At 63.2% G+C, this 17,532-nt stretch carries 13 protein-coding genes and 1 pseudogene; 11 read left to right on the top strand and 3 right to left on the bottom strand.

All coding sequences use genetic code 11. The features are described 5' to 3' along the window. Positions 1-76: 76 nt before the first annotated feature. Positions 77-193: pseudogene (locus FYC77_RS20755) on the top strand (YgaP family membrane protein); the annotation flags it as partial. 218 nt (positions 194-411) lie between these two features. On the opposite strand, the gene FYC77_RS15000 reads toward FYC77_RS20755, so the two are convergent. After that, entirely contained in the window at positions 412-2,379 is a 1,968-nt protein-coding gene (locus FYC77_RS15000; protein ID WP_149082309.1) for an aconitate hydratase, read from the bottom strand. A gap of 220 nt (positions 2,380-2,599) precedes the next feature. Here FYC77_RS15000 and FYC77_RS14995 point away from each other — a divergent pair, with 220 nt between their 5' ends. From FYC77_RS14995 to FYC77_RS14965, 7 genes are all read left to right on the top strand, one after another. Next, positions 2,600-3,082, top strand: a complete 483-nt coding sequence (locus tag FYC77_RS14995) for a deoxyuridine 5'-triphosphate nucleotidohydrolase (RefSeq protein ID WP_149082308.1) — start codon at positions 2,600-2,602, stop codon at positions 3,080-3,082. Between the two features lie 164 nt (positions 3,083-3,246). Further along, positions 3,247-3,801, top strand: a complete 555-nt coding sequence (locus FYC77_RS14990; protein ID WP_149082307.1) for a metal-dependent hydrolase — start codon at positions 3,247-3,249, stop codon at positions 3,799-3,801. A gap of 275 nt (positions 3,802-4,076) precedes the next feature. Further along, entirely contained in the window at positions 4,077-4,541 is a 465-nt protein-coding gene (locus FYC77_RS14985; protein WP_149082306.1) for a copper resistance protein CopD, read from the top strand. Positions 4,542-4,958: 417 nt separating this feature from the next. Beyond that, positions 4,959-6,119, top strand: coding sequence for a BMP family lipoprotein (locus FYC77_RS14980; RefSeq protein ID WP_149082305.1), 1,161 nt, complete (start codon positions 4,959-4,961; stop codon positions 6,117-6,119). A gap of 53 nt (positions 6,120-6,172) precedes the next feature. Continuing rightward, positions 6,173-7,750: an ABC transporter ATP-binding protein gene (locus tag FYC77_RS14975; protein ID WP_149082304.1), complete on the top strand. Its 1,578-nt coding sequence runs from the start codon at positions 6,173-6,175 to the stop codon at positions 7,748-7,750. Next, complete coding sequence (locus FYC77_RS14970) at positions 7,747-8,877, top strand: ABC transporter permease (RefSeq protein WP_235019722.1); 1,131 nt, start codon at positions 7,747-7,749, stop codon at positions 8,875-8,877. Before FYC77_RS14975 ends, FYC77_RS14970 begins: the two co-directional genes overlap by 4 nt. Next, positions 8,874-9,887 carry an ABC transporter permease gene (locus FYC77_RS14965; protein WP_149082303.1) on the top strand — a complete coding sequence of 338 codons (1,014 nt, stop codon included), beginning with the start codon at positions 8,874-8,876 and terminating at the stop codon, positions 9,885-9,887. The genes FYC77_RS14970 and FYC77_RS14965 overlap by 4 nt, the downstream gene beginning before the upstream one ends. Positions 9,888-10,017: 130 nt before the next feature. On the opposite strand, the gene FYC77_RS14960 is transcribed toward FYC77_RS14965, so the two are convergent. Both FYC77_RS14960 and FYC77_RS14955 read right to left on the bottom strand, forming a co-directional pair. Beyond that, entirely contained in the window at positions 10,018-12,792 is a 2,775-nt protein-coding gene (locus tag FYC77_RS14960; protein ID WP_149082302.1) for an ATP-dependent helicase, read from the bottom strand. 78 nt (positions 12,793-12,870) lie between these two features. Then, complete coding sequence (locus tag FYC77_RS14955; RefSeq protein WP_149082301.1) at positions 12,871-14,214, bottom strand: metallophosphoesterase; 1,344 nt, start codon at positions 14,212-14,214, stop codon at positions 12,871-12,873. Between the two features lie 183 nt (positions 14,215-14,397). On the opposite strand from FYC77_RS14955, the gene FYC77_RS14950 reads away from it, so the two are divergent. From FYC77_RS14950 to FYC77_RS14940, 3 genes are all read left to right on the top strand, one after another. Continuing rightward, complete coding sequence (locus tag FYC77_RS14950; protein ID WP_149082300.1) at positions 14,398-14,949, top strand: phosphohydrolase; 552 nt, start codon at positions 14,398-14,400, stop codon at positions 14,947-14,949. 154 nt (positions 14,950-15,103) lie between these two features. Beyond that, a complete protein-coding gene (locus FYC77_RS14945; RefSeq protein ID WP_149082299.1) occupies positions 15,104-16,783 on the top strand; it encodes a methyl-accepting chemotaxis protein in 1,680 nt (559 codons plus the stop codon). Continuing rightward, positions 16,780-17,487 (top strand): bacteriorhodopsin, encoded by a 708-nt coding sequence (locus tag FYC77_RS14940; protein ID WP_149082298.1) that lies wholly within the window; start codon positions 16,780-16,782, stop codon positions 17,485-17,487. Before FYC77_RS14945 ends, FYC77_RS14940 begins: the two co-directional genes overlap by 4 nt. The last annotated feature ends 45 nt before the right edge of the window (positions 17,488-17,532 follow it).

Raw genomic sequence — 17,532 nt, 5'->3', positions numbered from 1 at the left:
CTTGCAGGGTTGTGGCGCTGCTGGACACAGTTTCCACACCCTGCTGCCTTCGTTGAGAACGTTTCTATGACACGCTCGACGAACCACTGCAGCGATCGCGGGGATCGCTGGACTGGGATTACTGGAAAACGCCGTCACGGGGTACTGCGGTGGAAATCGACTGTTCGGAATCGATACGACGGTGGACGAATAACGGGACGACGGAGATTTGCGTACCGCTCGCTACGCTCGCGGCACGTTCGACAGACCGCGGAAGACGCGCTGCCGTGTATTGAACACCGTTCAACCGGAGCGGACACCGCGAGAACGACGAACCGATTGCGGGAGTTGAACCGCTCATCGAGAGCGCTACTGTCAGAAAAGTCGCAATCGGAAGTCAACCGGGTCGTCCCGATCGGCGTTCGTCGACGATCAGTCGTCGGCGGTCGCGGCGCCGCTCTCTTCGGCCTGGTCTTTCGTCCAGGCGAGTTTGCCACCGGCCGCGAGGATGTCGCGTTCGCGCTCGGAGGCGTCGAGCGTTGCGGTGTACTCGTCGCCGTTGACGCGGACCGTGAACTCCTCTTGACCGCTCGTGACGGCGTCGTAGACGTCGTCGACGATCTCGATCTCGTCGCCCTGGTCGATGTTCTCGTAGGTGTCCTCGTCGATCGTCAGCGGGACGATCCCGAAGTTAAAGAGGTTCGCACGGTGGATCCGGGCGAAGCTCTGGGCGAGGACGCCCTCGATGCCCAGATACATCGGACAGAGTGCGGCGTGCTCTCGCGAGGAGCCCTGGCCGTAGTTCTCGCCGGCGACGAGGAAGCCACCGTCGGCCTCGAGTGCGCGCTCGGCGAACGTGTCGTCGACGCGAGAGAGGGTGAACTCGCTCAGTTTGGGGACGTTCGACCGGTACATCAGGATGTCCTGGGTCGCGGGAATGATGTGGTCGGTCGTGATGTTGTCCTCCATCTTGAGCAGCGCCTCGCCCGCGACGTCGTCGCCGAGCTGGTCTTTCAGCGGGACGTCGCCGATGTTCGGGCCCTTGATGAGTTCGTCGTCGACGGCCTCGTCGGGACTGATGAGGTCCGTCTTCGAGCCGTCGTACTCGTCGGGGAGTTCGACGCCGGGGTCCTCGAGGTCGCCGAGTTCCTCGGCGAGGTCACGCGGATCGACGATTTCGCCTTTGATCGCCGCGGCGGCGGCGACCTCCGGCGAACAGAGGTAGACGTTGTCGTCTTCGATACCCGATCGGCCCTCGAAGTTGCGGTTGAAGGTTCGAAGCGAGACGGAGTCCGAAGCGGGCACGTGACCGATGCCGATACACGCACCACAGGTAGCTTCGGAGAAGTTGACGCCGGCGGCCATCATCTCCGCGACCCAGCCCTCGCGGGCGAGCATCTCGGAGGCCTGCTTGGAGCCGGGTGCGACGATCGTCTCGGTCTCCATCGAGGTTTCACGGCCCTCGAGCATCTTCGCGACGGGGAGGATGTCCTCGTAGCCGCCGTTGGTACAGGAGCCGACGATGACCTGCTGGACGTCCTCGCCTGCGACCTCGCTGACGGGGACGACGTTGTCGGGCATCGACGGCTGGGCGATCAGTGGCTCGAGATCGGCGAGGTCGACGACGATCTCGTCGTCGTACTCCGCGTCGTCGTCCGGCTGAATCTCGACGTACTCGTCGCCGCGACCGACGCGTTCTAAGTAGTCTTCGGTCTGCTCGTCGGTCGGGAAGATCGAGGTCGTCGCACCGAGTTCGGTCCCCATGTTGGTGATCGTCATCCGCTCGGGTGCGGTGAGCGTCTCGACGCCTGGGCCCGTGTATTCTAAAATCTTGCCGACGCCGCCTTTCACGGAGAGCCGTCGGAGCAATTCGAGAATGACGTCCTTCGCGGTGGCCCACTCGGGGAGTTCGCCCTCGAGGCGGACTTCGACGATCTCGGGCATCTCGATGTAGTAGGGGGCACCGCCCATCGCGACGGTGACGTCGATCCCGCCAGCGCCGATGGCGAGTTCGCCGAGGCCGCCGGGGGTCGGCGTGTGACTGTCCGAACCCAGCAGCGTCTTGCCGGGAGCTGCAAAGTTCTCGCGGTGAACGTTGTGGCAGATGCCATTTCCGGGGCGAGAGAAATGTGCCCCGTACGTTCCGGCTGCAGAGCGGAGGAAGCGGTGGTCGTCCGTGTTCTTAAAGTCGAACTGATACGTTTGGTGGTCACAGTACTGAGCTGCGATTTCGGTCTGGACTTCGTCCAGTCCCATCGCTTCGAACTGGAGCCAGACCATCGTTCCGGTCGTGTCCTGTGTGAGCACCTGGTCGATCTCGATTCCGATCTCCTCGCCGGTCTCGAGTTCTCCTTCGACGAGGTGATCGTCGAGAATCTTTTCGGTGAGAGTCTGTCCCATAGCGTCCGAGACTCGGCCGTCCGTCCTGATAAATCCAGCGTGTTACTGTGGGGATCAACCGTGTTAATTCCGCCGAGGGCGATAATTGTCGCGGAAATTTCGTCATCGATCCAGACAGTTGTCGAGCGATTCACTGCATTCGTTATCGATTACCAAACAGCCCGCGTTCGCGGCGAAGCGGTTGCTTTTTCTCCGTCCATCCGGTCTGAGGAATACGATTATGTTTCGCTCCGGTGCGTTCGTCGTCGATCACGTCTCGCCGATCGAGGAAAACCAGCTCCAGCCAAACGGCGTCGACCTCACCCTCGATGTCGTTTTCGAGCAACTCGAGCCGGGACGAATCGGTCGCGACGGCAAGGAGATCGGCGACCGCGTCGCTCGCCCACTCGAGGAGCTCGAGCAGAAAGATCCCGACACCTACTACCTGCCGAAGGGGGCGTATATCGCCCGCTACAGCGAACGGATCGAGATTCCGGAGGGGCACGTCGGCTTCGTCTATCCCCGGTCGTCGCTGATGCGTAACTCCTGTATGTTGAACACGGCGGTCTGGGACGCCGGCTACGAGGGTCGCGGCGAAGGCTTACTGCAGGTCCACCACGACATCCAGATCGAACGCGGGGCCCGGATCGCCCAGCTCGTGTTCGCCGAGGCGAATCACGAGGACGTCTACGACGGGAGTTACCAGGGCGAGAACCTCGAGTAGGCGGTTCTCGCTCCTAAACGGTCGGTCTCGGAGTCGCCTGCAACCTGTTCGTGACGAGGATCCGCGAGCGAACCTCGGAGGTGACGGCCCTCCTGACCGATCGCGGCGGGTGAGACCGTTTTTGTATCCCGGCGACGAGGAGTCGATATGACCGGTGACTGGCCATGATGGCGACTACTCACGTCTTTGCCGCGCTCGTAGTCGTCGCGCCGGTCGCCTACGCCCATCCCGAACTCGGAACCGCGCTCGCAGCCGGGGCGATCCTCGGCGGACTCGCACCGGATCTCGACCTTGTCCTGGAGCACCGCCGGAGCTTCCATTTCCCAATTTCCGGCCTCGCCGTTGCCGTTCCCGCGGTTATGATCGCTGCTGTCTCTCCCTCGAGTCTCGCCGTCGGCGTCGGGGCGTTCGTCGTCGCAGCCTGGCTCCACGCCGTATCCGACGCGATTGGCGGCGGTCCCGAGATGGACCCGTGGAACGATCGATCGGAACGAGCAGTCTACGATCACGTCCGCGACCGGTGGATCCGACCTCGCCGCTGGATCAGGTACGACGGCGCACCCGAAGACGCCGCCGTCGCAGTCGCCCTCGCGATTCCGACGCTGATCGTCTTCGACGGCTGGACTCGGACACTCGTCGCCGCCGGGATCGCAGCCTCGCTCGTCTACGCCCTCCTCCGGCGGCGTCTGGTTGCGTGGACGCCGGACTGGCTCGAGTGACTGATACGGATTGCTGTCACGATGAACCGGCGAACCCGCAGACTGATCGCGGTTTCGGCGGTACTGACTGACAGTAAACCGTCTGACACGGATCGGTGGAGCGTTGTACCCGTAATCGACCGGACGGGATCGACGATCACCGATACCGAACGACCGGGGTCGGTATGACTCTCTCGACCGGGACTCGAGGCGACCGCGAACGGTCGTAAACGTGGCTCGTTCTCACTCGAGTGAAAGTCGGAACTCTGATACCATCCCTCTCCAAGCCAACCCGTATGGTCGATACGTTCCTCGCGCAGACGGCACACCTCGTGTTCGCCGCGATCTGGGCCGGTAGCGTGTTCTACGTGGCGTTCGTCGTGTTACCGCTCGCTCGAGACGGCGCGTTCAACACCACGCGCCCGCTCGAGGGTATTTCGAGGAAACTGACGACGATTTCGCGCGTGAGCGCGCTCGTGTCGTTGCTCACTGGGGGTCACCTCGCTGGCACGAGGTACACCAGCGAGAGCCTCCTCAATACCACGAACGGCCAGCTCGTCATCGCGATGGTCGTCCTCTGGCTCGTTCTCGCGGCGCTCGTCGAGATCGGCGCGAAGCGACTCGAGGCCGGACTCAACGGGAAGAAGCTGCGTGAACCAGCGAGTGACGTGCTGGGACTGTACCGGGCGGCCGCAGTCGTCGCGATCGCGTTACTCGTCGTCGCGGGCGCGATTACGACGAATCTCGCGGCGACGATCTAAACGGCAAGACGAGTTCTCCGTCCCACCGCGGATGCGGGTAAAGCGCGTCACTCGGCCCGACGCGCGTTCGGATTATCGGAGTATATGCTCTTGTTACTGCTACTTGATCGCTCCGTTTCTCGTGTTGCTCCTGGGGGAGAAGACAGACTGCCTGTAATTAGTTAATCACATACTGCAATCAGTATGTGGCGAGCGGATAACTAAAAATAGAGAATACTATCGTGAGCAGAATGTAACGGAGTAATGAACACCGAAAGGAATTGAGTTCTATTTGTAGAGAGTTCAAAAGCTGTATTTTTCCACAGTTCTAAACTGAGTAGCCACAACCAACAACTGACAGAATTGGGTCATATAGTAGAAAAGATTGCAATTATATGAGTAAATTTATAGTGTAATAGGTCTTCTGATGAGAACGTAATGACACCAGACCACAAGGGTGCGAAGTCGTCGCGTGGGGAACGGACGAGTCTGAACCGACGGACGGTACTCGCGTCCGGCATAACGGTCATCGCTGGGACGACGGTCGCTGGCTGTGTTGGCAACGGCAACGGCAACGGTGACGGTAACGGCGACGGCAACGGTGACGGCAACGGCAACGGCAACGGTGACGACGCCGAGACGAACGTCGCGATCATCTCGAGTCCGGCGGGATTCGACGACAACGCGTTCAACGACAACGCCGTCGAGGGGCTCGCGGAGGCGTCGAACGATTTCGATCTCGAGTACACGACGATCGAAGAGACCGAGGAAGCCCAGTACGAGTCGATCCAGGCCGACGCGGCCCAGAGCGGATACGATCTCATCGTCTGTGTCGGTGACAACCACACGGACCCGCTTCACACCAACGCCGAACAGTATCCGGACCAGAACTGGATGCTGATCAACAACGTGATCGACGGCGCGGACAACGTCTCGGGCTGGATCGAGATGAACAACGAGATGTCGTTTCTCGCCGGCGTCGTCGCGGGCGTGATGACTCAGGAGGAGTTCGCACACGAGGACAGCGAGACCAACCCGGACGAGTCGGTCGTCGGATTCGTCGGCGGCGAGGACATCCCGCTGATCAACGCCTTCGAGCAGTCCTACATCGAGGGCGTCGAGTGGGTCAACGACGACGCGGAGGTGCTGACCGGCTACGGTGGAAGCTTCTCCGACACCGGTGCGGCCAACGACGTCGCCGAATCCCAGATCGACGACGGTGCGGACATCGTCTGGCACGCGGCGTCGGCCGCGGGTGCCGGTGCGTTCTCGGCGGCACAGGACAACGACCGGTTCGCACTCGGGGTCGACGTCGACCAGTCGGTCACCGAAGAGCAGTACCAGGACGTCATCCTCGGCTCCGCGGTCAAAGCGCTCAACGAGGCGACGTACGACGTCTCCGAGGCCGTCGTCAACGGCGACTTCGAGAGCGTCGTCGGTGAACAGAACCTGAGCATCGCCCAGGGGAGTATCGACTTCGTCGTCGGCCAGGCGTTCGACGGCGAACTACCCGACGCGGTCGAGCAGAACTTAGAGGACGCGAAAGACGGGTTCGAGAACGACGAGATCGAACTCACCTGCGGCCCGACCAGCTGCTGAGGGCGTCGCCGTCTTCAGTTTCGTATTTATGAGTATACTTCCGACGGAGGACAATGACGACGAGTAACGTACCGCCAGCGGTTAGACTCGAGGGAATCACGAAGCGATTCGGCGACGTGGTCGCCAACGACGACGTCGACTTCACCCTCGAGAAGGGGTCGATTCACGCCGTCCTGGGCGAGAATGGATCGGGGAAGACCACCCTGATGAGCGTACTCTACGGCCTGTACGATCAGGACGAGGGCGAGATCGTGATCGACGGCGAACCGAGAGCGGTGGAGTCGCCTCGCGACGCGATGGCGGCGGGGGTCGGGATGATCCACCAGCACTTCCAGCTCGTCGAGACGATGACCGTGCTCCAGAACATCGTCCTCGGCCACGAGCCGACCGAGAACGGGCTGGTCGACGAATCGGCCGCCAGAGATGACGTCGAAGAGATCTGTTCGCGATACGACTTCGACGTCGACGAGTTCCTCGACACACGCGTCGAGGAGCTCGATCTCGGCGCCCAACAGCGCGTCGAGATCGTCAAAAGCCTCTACCGGGGTGCTGAAATCCTCATTCTCGACGAGCCCACGGCGGTGCTTACCCCCCAGGAAGTCGAGAGCCTGATGGCCGTCATGAACGATCTCCGGGCGGACGGCCGCTCGTTGATCTTCATCTCACACAAACTCGACGAAGCCCTGGGAATCGCCGACGATATCACCGTTTTACGGGACGGGGAGGCGATCGGCACGGTGCGGGCCGAGGACACCGACGAACAGGAACTCGCACGGATGATGGTCGGTCGGGAAGTGCTGTTCGACCGACTCTCCCGGGAGGCGGAGCCGGGCGATCCCGCACTCGAGGTCGAGGAGCTGTGGATGTCCGGTGATCGGGGCCGCGACCAGGTTCAGGGCGTCGATCTCACCGTCCGCGAGGGCGAGATTCTCGGTATCGCCGGCGTCCAGGGCAACGGCCAGAGCGAACTCGTCGAGGGAATTACTGGCCTCAGATCGGTCGACGACGGCTCGATCCGACTCGGCAACGAGGAGATCACCGACCGAAGCCGACGGGCTCGGATCGAATCCGGAATCGCCTACATTCCCGAGGATCGCCAGACGGAGGGTCTGGTCCAGGAGTACTCGCTCGTCCGGAACGCGTTGCTCGGAAACCAGACCGTCGAACCGTACGCGACCGGCGGGCGGATCGACTGGTCGGCAGTCAAAGACCACGCCGAGGAGATAATCGAGGAGTTCGACGTCCAGCCACCCACGGTCGAAAACGACGCGGAATCGCTCTCCGGAGGCAACCAACAGAAGTTCATCGTCGGCCGAGAGATCGGACACGACCCGGACGTGATGATCGCCGCCCATCCGACTCGAGGCGTCGACATCGGCTCGATCGAGTTCATCCACAATCGGTTGATCGAACTCCGCGAAGAGGGGCTCGCGATCCTCGTCGTCTCCTCGAAACTCGAGGAGATTCAGAAGCTCTCCGATCGGATCGCGGTCATGTACGAAGGCGAGTTCGTCGACGTCGTCGACCCCGAACGCGTCACCGAGGAGGAACTCGGTCTCCTGATGACCGGCGGGAGCCTCGAGGACGACGTGACCGAGGAAACTGAAACCGATACGGAGGCACAGGCATGAGTAGCGGGGTCGGCCGACTCCGCACAGGACTCGACCGTGCCGCCGCGAAGATGCTCGATGCGACCGTTCTCGAGCGGATCGGGATCGCGATCGGATCGACGGCACTAGCGTTGCTCATCGGGTTGGTCATCGTCGCAGCCTCTGGATACGATCCGATTCAGTTCGCCAACCAGCTCGTCGTCGGCTCGTTCGGCAGCGAGCGAGCGATCGCACGGACGCTTCGGTACTCGACGCTGTTCGTGCTCGCTGGCGTCTCAGTTGCCATCGCGTTCCGTGCGGGCGTGTTCAACATCGGCGTCCAAGGACAGTTCATCGTGGGCGGCTTCGCGACCGTCGTCTCGATCGTCTCGCTCGCCCCGTATCTGCCCGACGGGACGATCGGTGGGGTCGCGTTGATGGTGATTGGAACGATCGCCGCCATCGTCGCCGGTGGCCTGTATGCGGCGCTTCCTGGCGTGTTGAAAGCCTACGGTGGCGCAAACGAGATCATCACCACGATCATGCTGAACTTCATCGCCATCGGCTTCGTCGGCTGGCTCGTTGCGGGTCGATTCGGCGATCCCGAGGCGACCGCGACCAGAACCGAGCGCATGCCCGATACCGTCGGCTTCCCGTCGGTCGTCTTCGACGATCCCAACCTCTCGATCGTCGGTATCCTCGTTACGGTCGTCGTCGTCGTCGTCGTCGCCGCCGTGATGACCCGGACGAGTTTTGGCTACGACATGGTGACCAGCGGCTATCAGGAGTCGGCCGCGACGTACTCCGGCGTCGACGCCAAACGGATGATTGTCTCGACGATGACGTTCTCCGGAATGGTCGCCGGACTCGGCGGTGCGATCTTCGCGATCATGATTCAGGGCTACTTCACCGACCCGTCCGGCATCGGCAACTACGGCTTCGACGCCATCGCCGTCAGCCTGCTCGCGGCGAACAATCCCCTCGGGGTCGTTCCGGCGGGCCTGCTGTTCGGCGGCCTCGAGTCCTCGAGTTCACACATCCAGATCAACAGCGACGTTCCCGTCCAACTCATCGACGGTATCGTCGGGCTGGTAGTCCTGTTCGTCGCCGTTCCCGAACTGTTCCGGATGATCGCCCGGCGAACCGGGCTCGGAGGTGAGTCGCGATGAGCGTCGCCGACTACGCCCAGCGGGAGCGCGTTCAGCTGGCCGGTGCAACGGTCGTCGCACTGCTCATCGCCGCCGCGGTGTTCACCTTCGTCTTCGACATCGCCCTCGAGCGACTGCTCACGGTCGGATTTCTGACGCGATCGCTCGAGATGGCGACGCCGATCGCACTCGCCGCGATCGGTGGTCTCTACGCCGAGAAAAGCGGCGTCTTCAACATCGGCCTCGAGGGGTTCATGATCTTCGGGGCGTTCAGCGCCGCGGCGACGATGTACCTTCTCGGCGGAACCTCGCCGAGCCAGCTCGACGTCTGGCTCGCGATCGCGATCGCCGTCCTGATCTCGGCGATTCTGACGGTGTTTTTCGCCGTCCTCCTGATCCACTTCAAGGCGGATCAGATCGTCGCCGGCCTCGCGGTCTGGTTCCTCGGCCTCGGATTCGCCCCGTTTACCGCGGCGATCATCTGGGGGAGCCGCTCGAGTCCGGGCCTCGAGAGCATCAACTCGCTGGCGTTCGGCCAGTCGCCGCTGGTCGTGCTGACGGTGATCGTCGTCCTGGCGTCGTGGGTGTTCCTCTACCGAACGAAGTACGGCTACTGGATCCAGGCCGCCGGTGAGAATCCCGAGGCGCTGGATACCGCGGGCGTCGACGTCAACCGGGTCCGGTACGCAACCGTGATCTTTTCCGGCGCGATGGCCGGCCTCGGCGGCGCGGTGTTGCTCGCCCACGCCGGCAACTTCGTCGGGACCGGCGAGACGATGGTCGACGGACGGGGCTGGATCGGCATCGTCGCCTACCTGTTCGGCAACTACAACCCGATCGGCGCGGCGGCCGCAGCGTTGCTGTTCGGCGGGCTCGACATGTTGAACGTCCAGTTCCAGACGGTCGGCATCGAAGTCTCCGCGCGACTGGTCAACCTCCTGCCGTACGCCGCCGTCATCGTCGTGCTCACGGCGTGGGGGAAGACCCGGATGCCTTCGTCGGTCGGCGAGCCGTACGAGAGCGAGGACTAGCCCCTTTTTTCCGAATCGACTCTTTCTGTCCGCTCGAGCTGGGCGTCCGTTCGGTTGACGGTCCGGCGGCTGAACCAGAATCCGATTCACCGAGAGCCCCGAATCGAGAGAGACAACGATCGGCCCACCGTCACTCGAGGGACTCGGAGCTGAGTCCCCGTAGCGAATCCTCACCGATCTCCTCGAGAACGTGATCGTGAAGCGCCTGCAACGCGGCGCTTTCGTCCTCGGCGAGCACCACGTCGCTGGCCGACAGCGTCGCGAGGCCGAACGCACGCGGGGTCGGCGAGTCGAGTAGCCGGCGCTCGAGGTCGAGGTCGCCAGTCTCTAGGGCGGCGACGATTTCCTCTATCTCGGCGACGTTGAGCTTGTCCTCGAGAATCTCGCGGTAGGTCTCCTCGATCACGGCAAACTCCTCGAGATCCTCCGCGAAGCCGAGTAACATCTCACTCGAAACCTGCTGTTCGCTGGCGGATTTCTCGTAGCCCTTGTACCGTTTCAAGATCATTAGCGACCGGGTCGCGTTGATCCGAAAGTACCGCTGGAGGAGGTCGGTTCCCGACAGCGCCGCCCGAAGCTGATCGCGGACCTCGTCGGCCTCGAGGTCCGCGAGGATGCCCTCGAGATCGACTTTTCGATTCAGTGGCATCGAGAGGACGAAGCCGTTGTCGGCGACGGCGACCTGGACGTTTGCGGTCGCCTCCTGTGCACACCGGTAGGCGAGCAGCCGGGAGAGACCGTCGTTGACCCTGCGTCCGTACGTCGAGTGGACGTAGTAGCGGCGTTCGTACTCCTCGCGGTCCCGTTGGACCTCGATCGCCAGCCGATCCGGCGTGCTCACGCTCTCGGGGCCAGCGTACTGGAGCTGGTACTCGAAGAGGCGGGAAATCGCCCGTACGCTGTCGTCGTCCAGCGGGAACTCCCGAAGCCAGGCGCGAACCCGTGGCGAGCCACCGTCCTCGTAGTGGGTGAGGAGGTCTCCCTGGAACGCGAGAATTTCACGCGCCAGATCGGACGACAGCGGCAACCGCTCGGAGTACCACGAGGGAACCGTCGGCCGGGCGCTCGTGTGGTCGACGTAGACCTTCGAGCCACGACGGTAGCGGTACTCGAAGTGGTCGCCACCGAGGACGAAGACGTCTCCCTTCTCGATCGTATCGAGGTACTCCTCGTCGAGCTGACCGACCCACTCGTCGCCCGCCCGGGTGTAGACGTCGCAGCTGAACGAGTCCGGAATCGTTCCGATATTCGTCATGTATATCACCCGCGCGAGCCGGCCGCGCTTGCCGATCAGGGGCTCGCCCACCGGGAACTCCTCGTAGTGGTACTCGCCGTCGGGCGGGTCGTTCTCGTCCCGCCAGATCTTCGCGTAGACGTTTTTCTCCTCCAATCCGGCGTACTCGGCGGTGAGATAGCGCGCGAGCGACTCCCACTCCGCCTCGCCGTAGTCGCGGTAGGGGTGCGCACGCCGGAGGATACTCGTGACCTCGGATTCCGGACGAATCTCGGCGATCGCCATCCCGTAGACGTGCTGGGCCGCCACGTCCTGGGCGTTCTCGGGAATCGAGACCCTATCGACGAACCCCTCCTCGGCCTTCTTCATCATGACGGCACACTCGAGGAGTTCGTCCCGATCCAGGGCGATCACGCGACCGGTCACCGTCTGACCGACCCGGTGGCCGGCGCGGCCGACTCGCTGGAGCATCGCGGCGACCGATTTCGGGGAGCCGACCTGGACGACGAGATCGACGTGGGGCATGTCGATCCCCAACTCGAGGCTCGTGGAGGTCGTGACGACGTCGAGGTCGCCGTCCTTGAGCCGGCGTTCGATATCCTGGCGGACGTCCTTCGAGAGGCTGCCGTGGTGACAGCCCGAGTTCGTCTCGTCGTAGGCGTCGAACCGGTCGCGCAGGTTGTGTAACACGCGTTCTGCGCCCGATCGCGTGTTCGTGAAGACGATGGTGTTGGTGTGGTCCTGAACGTGGTCGTGGAGCATCCGATAGAAGTGCTCCTGGACGACGTCACGGGGCGTGTTGACGAGGTCGTCGGTCGGACACTCGAGTCGGAGATCGAACTCGCGGGCGAAGCGGGCGTCGACGATCTCGTACTCTCTTGGCTCACCGCTCGGCTCCGTTCGCCCCACCAGGAACTCCGCGATCTCCGAGAGGGGTTCGATCGTCGCTGAACAGCCGATCCGCGTGATCTCGCCGTCGGCCATCGCCTCGAGTCGCTCTAAACTCACCGACAGGTGGGTGCCCCGCTTCCCGGCAGCAAGGGAGTGAATCTCGTCGACGATGACGTACTCCACCGTGCGAAGCTTCTCGCGGAATTTGGGAGAGTTGAGCAAGATTGCGAGCGTCTCGGGCGTCGTATTCAGGATGTGAGGCGTCTCCTCGAGCATCTTCTGGCGCTCGCTCGAGGGGGTATCGCCGTGGCGGATGGCGTGGCGGATCTCGCCCATCTGTGCGTCGTCGTCCCGGTTCGCGACGATCGACTCGATCCCTTCGAGTGGGATCTCGAGGTTCCGATGAATGTCGTTCGCGAGGGATTTCAGCGGCGAGACGTAGAGGCAGTACACCGAGTTCTCGAGGCCGTCCTCGTTCGCTCGATCCCTTCGATACAGATTATTTATAATTGAATTGAAGCTTGCGAGCGTCTTCCCGCTGCCAGTCGGCGCACAGATGAGCGTGTTCTGTCCCTCGTGGATCTTCGGGATCGCACCCCGCTGTGGCGGCGTGAAAAAACCGCTGTTCTCGGGAACGAACTCGCCGAACTCCTCGAGCCACCACTCCCGGACCGCGGGTTCGAGCAGGGAGAAGACGTCGCCGTCTTCGATCTCGACGGCGGCCGGATCGAACGGGAGGTCGTCCGAATCCGGCAACTCGAGGTCCTCGATCCCCGTCATCGTCCCCGTCTGAGCACCCGGCGGGTAAGAGGGTTTGGACAGCGTGGTGAAAGTGGACGAGACGAGCCAGGACGGCGATCACTCATCCGTTCGCTCGCCCGAGTTGGGAGGAAACGGTGTGGCTTCGGCGGGGACGACCGCTCGATCGGGCAACGCTGGGGACGGTTTCCGTCCGAGTGTGAGAAGTCGCTCGGTGAGGGTGACCTCTTCGGTGTACGGGCTCGGTTTGACGATCTCTTCGTACTCGACTGCGATGCCGTCGGGTTCGGCGGCGATGCGAACGACACAGAGCTGGTACGACGGGTAAAACACCGGCGGCAAGAGCCCGGTGACGACGTCCCGGCGGTGGAGCCGTTTCAGCCACGTTCCGGTGTTGACGAGCAGCCGCCCGTCGACTTCGTTTATCGTCGGGCGATGGGTGTGACCGTAACAGAATATCGCCGTCTCCGGATGCTCGACGAACACCTCTCGAGCGGCAGTTTCGTACGGTTCGTCGGGATCGACGGTGAGATCCGTCTCGACGGCTCCGAACCGATCGACCGTCTTTCTGACGTCCCGAAGGAGGAAGTAAACGGGAATCGACGCGAGGAGGATCACGCCGGCGATCACCGAATTAACGACGAGGATGAAGTGGACGGCCTCACCGACGAGACCCAGCCGGTCGAGAGCAGCGTCCGCCGTCTCGACCGGCATCGTCCAGACGCCGGCTACGTCCAACCCGGCGAGGACGGCGATCACGACGCTGATGTTGAACGCCAACAGAAACGGGATCGCCGCGTACCGCAAGAGCGGGTTCATCTCGCGGTAGAAGTACTTCGAGAAGAGCCACCGAGGAACCCGCTCCGTTGGCGTGACCGCCTGAACGTCTTTCAGCCAGTTATATCGACCTCGGTCGGAGAGCCTGCCCGCTCGGCTCGTCACGTGTGTATTGTAAAAGTAACCGAGCGGCGTTTCGTACGGGTTGGCAAAGTCCTCGAATCGATTGTTCGGATCCTGCTGGTGGCCGTGTTCGAACCAGATCGTCCGATCGCCCACCGGGCGAGTGATCGACCGGGATCGGACGAGATCGACGTTGTACTCTGCCAGCCGCTCGGCGTACTCCTCGTAGGCCGTGAGTTCGTTGTCGTGATTGCCCGGCAACAGCGTGATGGGGATCGACTCACCGGTCGCGCGCAACTGCCTGAACAGGTCGGGATAGCGCTCCGTCAGGAACTCGAACTTCGCAGGGCCATCGATTTCGGTAACCTCCCACAGGCCGAACAGATCGCCGTTGATCACCAACTCGGCGTTCTCGTCGGTCGCCTCGAGACGCTCGAGAAATGCGAGCAACTCGTCGAGAAAGTCGATCTCACCGAGCTGTTCGTCACCGCCGATGTGAAGATCGCTGATCACGTAATACGCGGGATCGGCGTCGTCGACCATGGCGTCTGCTGTTCAACACCGGAACGTATAGTGGTACACCACGGAGTGGACGACCCGTACTGCCGGACAAAACCCCGAACTCCGCACGGGAGGATACCCCGAACGGAGGCCACTTTCCGACGGGTCGGTTCCGGAATCCCACGAACCCGAATCGATTTGTCGGTCGCTTTCCCAGAGGCTGGTATGGCGAACGAACAGTCCTCGAGTGCGATCACCACCTACTCGGGAGTTCGGTTCGACCCACTCGAGCCGGCTCCCGACCGGATTCGGTTCGAGGACGTCGCTCACGGCCTCTCACAGACCTGTCGGTTCTCGGGACAGAGCGCGTTCTTCTACACGGTCGGGACGCACTCGCTGTACGTAAGCGACGAGCTCGCGGGCGAGTACGGCCCGCGGGTTCAGCTATACGGCCTGCTCCACGACGCGGCCGAGGCGTACATTACCGACCTACCCCGCCCGGTCAAGCGGCGGGTCGACGAGTTCGGCGCGATCGAAGATCGCGTCCTCGAGGCGACCTGGGAACGCCTCGGCGTCCGGCCGCCGACCGACGCCGAGTGGACCGCGGTGATGGACGCCGACGATCGCCTCTTTCGGTACGAGGCGACGTCGCTGTTGAACGGCTTTCAGCCGGCGGAGCCGGCGACTCTCGCGTACGATCTCGAGCCCTGCGTCCCGAGCGAGGTACGTCGTCGGTTCCTCGAGCGAGTCGAGTGCCTGCGCGGCGAACTCGAGTGAGACGCCAGGGGGTCGCGCTTTGTCCCGGCGTCTCTCGATTTCGCGAACCGGTACCGAAGCGTGTGACAATCCACGAAGGGGACCGACGAACGCCGGGCAGAACCCCAACTAAGTGGCCACTACCGTTATGATGCAGTGATCTTCACCGTGGTGCATGACCGTTAGGAAGACCTGGTTTCCCGACCGAGTTCGTCGGAGTTACACGGCGAAACTCGGGGCGATCTTCGCGCTCGTCGTCGGTGTGACGATCGCATTCGGAGCGGTGGCCTATCTCGAGGTCGTCGCTGCGACCGAAGTGGGCGCATCCGCCGTCGCCGAACGCTCGACGTCCGCAATCACCGGGCTAATCGTGTTGACGGTGATCAACCTGGGGTTGGTCGCAGCGACCGTCGGCGGAAACACCGCAGCCTCGCTCTCGTCACTGTCAGCGACGGCGACGCGGATGGGCGACGGCGATCTCGACGTCGATCTGACGAGCCGCCGGGACGACGAAATCGGCGACCTCTACGACTCCTTCGACGAGATGCGCCGATCGCTTCGCTCGTCGCTCGAGGAGACCGAACGCGCCCGCGAGGAAGCCGAGGAGGCACGGGAAAGCGCCGAAACGGCTCGGGCCGAGGCCGAGACAGCCAGGCGAGAGGTCGAACGGGAACGCGAACGGCTCGCCGAGGTGAACGACTCACTCGAGGCCGACGCCGAGCGGTTCGGGGAGGTGATGGCCCGGTGTGCGGACGGCGACCTGACGGCACGGATGGGCGGGGAGGGCAACACCGAAGCGATGGCCTCGGTCGCGACGTCGTTCGACGAGATGATGGACGGGATCGAATCGCTCGTCGGACGGATCAGCCAGTTCGCGGACGACGTCTCGGATGCCAGCCGGGACGTCCGATCGAACGCCGAGCGGGTGATGGAAACGAGCGAGGACGTCAGCGAGACGATCACCGAGATATCCGAGGGGGCAGACACCCAGACAGAGCGGATCCAGACGATCGCGATGGAGATGGACGACATCTCGGCGACCACCGAAGAGATGGCCGCCAGTGCCGCCGAGGTGGCGAAGACGTCCCAGGAGGCATCGGCGGCAAGCGAGAGGGGTCTCGAGACCGCCGAGATCGCGATCGCGGAGATTTCGGACGTCGAGCGACAGACCGACGCAACCGTCGGGGCGATGGAGACGTTACACGAGGAGATCCAGCAGATCGGCGAGGTGACCGACATCATCGCAGAGATTGCCGATCAGACCAACCTGCTCGCACTCAACGCGTCGATCGAAGCCGCTCACGCGGGCAACGGCGGCGAATCCCGGGGCGGAGACGGGTTCGCGGTCGTCGCCAGCGAAGTAAAGTCGCTCGCCGAAGAGACGAAAGAGGCCACCACCGAGATCGAAGCGTCGATCGACCGCATCCAGGATCGGACCGAGACGACGGTCGAGGACGTACGCGAGACGAGCGATCGACTCTCACGAGGCGTCGAAACCGTCGAGGAAACGGTCGACTCACTCGAGCGGATCGTCGAGGCCGTCGAAGAGGCGAACACCGGCATCCAGGAGATCAGTACGTCGACCGACCGCCAGGCCGACTCCGCCGCACAGGTCGTGAAGATGGTCGACGACGTCGCCGAAATCTCCGAGACGACCGCGACGGAGGCGAACGAGGTTTCGACGGCCGCGGAAACCCAGTCGACGGCGGCACGAACGGCCTTCGAGCGGGTCGACACTCTCTCGGCGGACGCGTACACGTTGCTCGAGCTCCTCGACGGAATTCGCGTCTCCAACGGGGCGGGCGGGACGAGCGGACGGACTCGAACGGCGAAAAACGGGAGTGAGGTCGCGTGATCGACACGACCACGCTGTTCTGGTTCGGTGCGCTCGGGATGGGGGCCGGAACGGCTGCGTTCGTTCGGGGCAGCCTATCCGGGGATACGAGCGACAGCCGATACTACGCGATCCTCGCCGCAGTCAGCCTGATCGCGGCGATCGCGTACGCACTGATGGCTCTCGGAATCGGCTGGCTGCCGGTTGGCGACCGGATCGTTTTCGTCCCCAGGTACGTCGACTGGATACTCACGACGCCGCTGTTGCTCGCGTTTCTCGGGCTACTTTCTGGAATCGGTCGGCGGGAACTCGGCCTCGTCGTCGTCGTCAACACGGTCGTGATGGGTGGTGGGCTCGCGGCGGCGCTTCTCTCCGGGGCAGCCCGGTTCTGGCTGTTCGGGCTCGCTGCAGCCGCGTACGTCGCGTTGGTGTATCTGTTGTTGGGTCCGATGAGCGAGCAGGCGAGCGAACGAGGTCCCGCCGTCGGTTCGCTCTTTGGGAGTCTTCGGAACCTCACGGTGGTCCTCTGGTCGGTGTACCCGATCGTCTGGTTGCTCGGTCCCCCGGGGTTCGACCTGCTGACGCTCACTGTCGACGTCATGCTCGTCACCTACCTCGATCTCCTCACCAAGGTCGGGTTCGGACTGATCGCACTCAACGCGGGAGCGACCATCGAGACCGAGTTGGGTGCGTCGGTTCCGGCGGAATCGTCCCGACCGTCCTGACGGAACTCGACCACTGCGTTGCTCTCGAGCCCGGACGTGCACCCC

This window comes from Natrialba swarupiae, assembly GCF_008245225.1.
GTDB lineage: Archaea > Halobacteriota > Halobacteria > Halobacteriales > Natrialbaceae > Natrarchaeobius > Natrarchaeobius swarupiae.
Note: the sequence above shows the minus strand (reverse complement) of the source record. Positions and strands in the feature narration are given on the sequence as shown.

Excerpts from the sequence above, each read along its gene's own strand:
- FYC77_RS15000 (WP_149082309.1), bottom strand. The coding sequence starts at position 2,379 with ATGGGACAGACTCTCACCGAAAAGATTCTCGACGATCACCTCGTCGAA.
- FYC77_RS14995 (WP_149082308.1), top strand. The coding sequence starts at position 2,600 with ATGTTTCGCTCCGGTGCGTTCGTCGTCGATCACGTCTCGCCGATCGAG.
- FYC77_RS14990 (WP_149082307.1), top strand. The coding sequence starts at position 3,247 with ATGATGGCGACTACTCACGTCTTTGCCGCGCTCGTAGTCGTCGCGCCG.
- FYC77_RS14985 (WP_149082306.1), top strand. The coding sequence starts at position 4,077 with ATGGTCGATACGTTCCTCGCGCAGACGGCACACCTCGTGTTCGCCGCG.
- FYC77_RS14980 (WP_149082305.1), top strand. The coding sequence starts at position 4,959 with ATGACACCAGACCACAAGGGTGCGAAGTCGTCGCGTGGGGAACGGACG.
- FYC77_RS14975 (WP_149082304.1), top strand. The coding sequence starts at position 6,173 with ATGACGACGAGTAACGTACCGCCAGCGGTTAGACTCGAGGGAATCACG.
- FYC77_RS14970 (WP_235019722.1), top strand. The coding sequence starts at position 7,747 with ATGAGTAGCGGGGTCGGCCGACTCCGCACAGGACTCGACCGTGCCGCC.
- FYC77_RS14965 (WP_149082303.1), top strand. The coding sequence starts at position 8,874 with ATGAGCGTCGCCGACTACGCCCAGCGGGAGCGCGTTCAGCTGGCCGGT.
- FYC77_RS14960 (WP_149082302.1), bottom strand. The coding sequence starts at position 12,792 with ATGACGGGGATCGAGGACCTCGAGTTGCCGGATTCGGACGACCTCCCG.
- FYC77_RS14955 (WP_149082301.1), bottom strand. The coding sequence starts at position 14,214 with ATGGTCGACGACGCCGATCCCGCGTATTACGTGATCAGCGATCTTCAC.
- FYC77_RS14950 (WP_149082300.1), top strand. The coding sequence starts at position 14,398 with ATGGCGAACGAACAGTCCTCGAGTGCGATCACCACCTACTCGGGAGTT.
- FYC77_RS14945 (WP_149082299.1), top strand. The coding sequence starts at position 15,104 with ATGACCGTTAGGAAGACCTGGTTTCCCGACCGAGTTCGTCGGAGTTAC.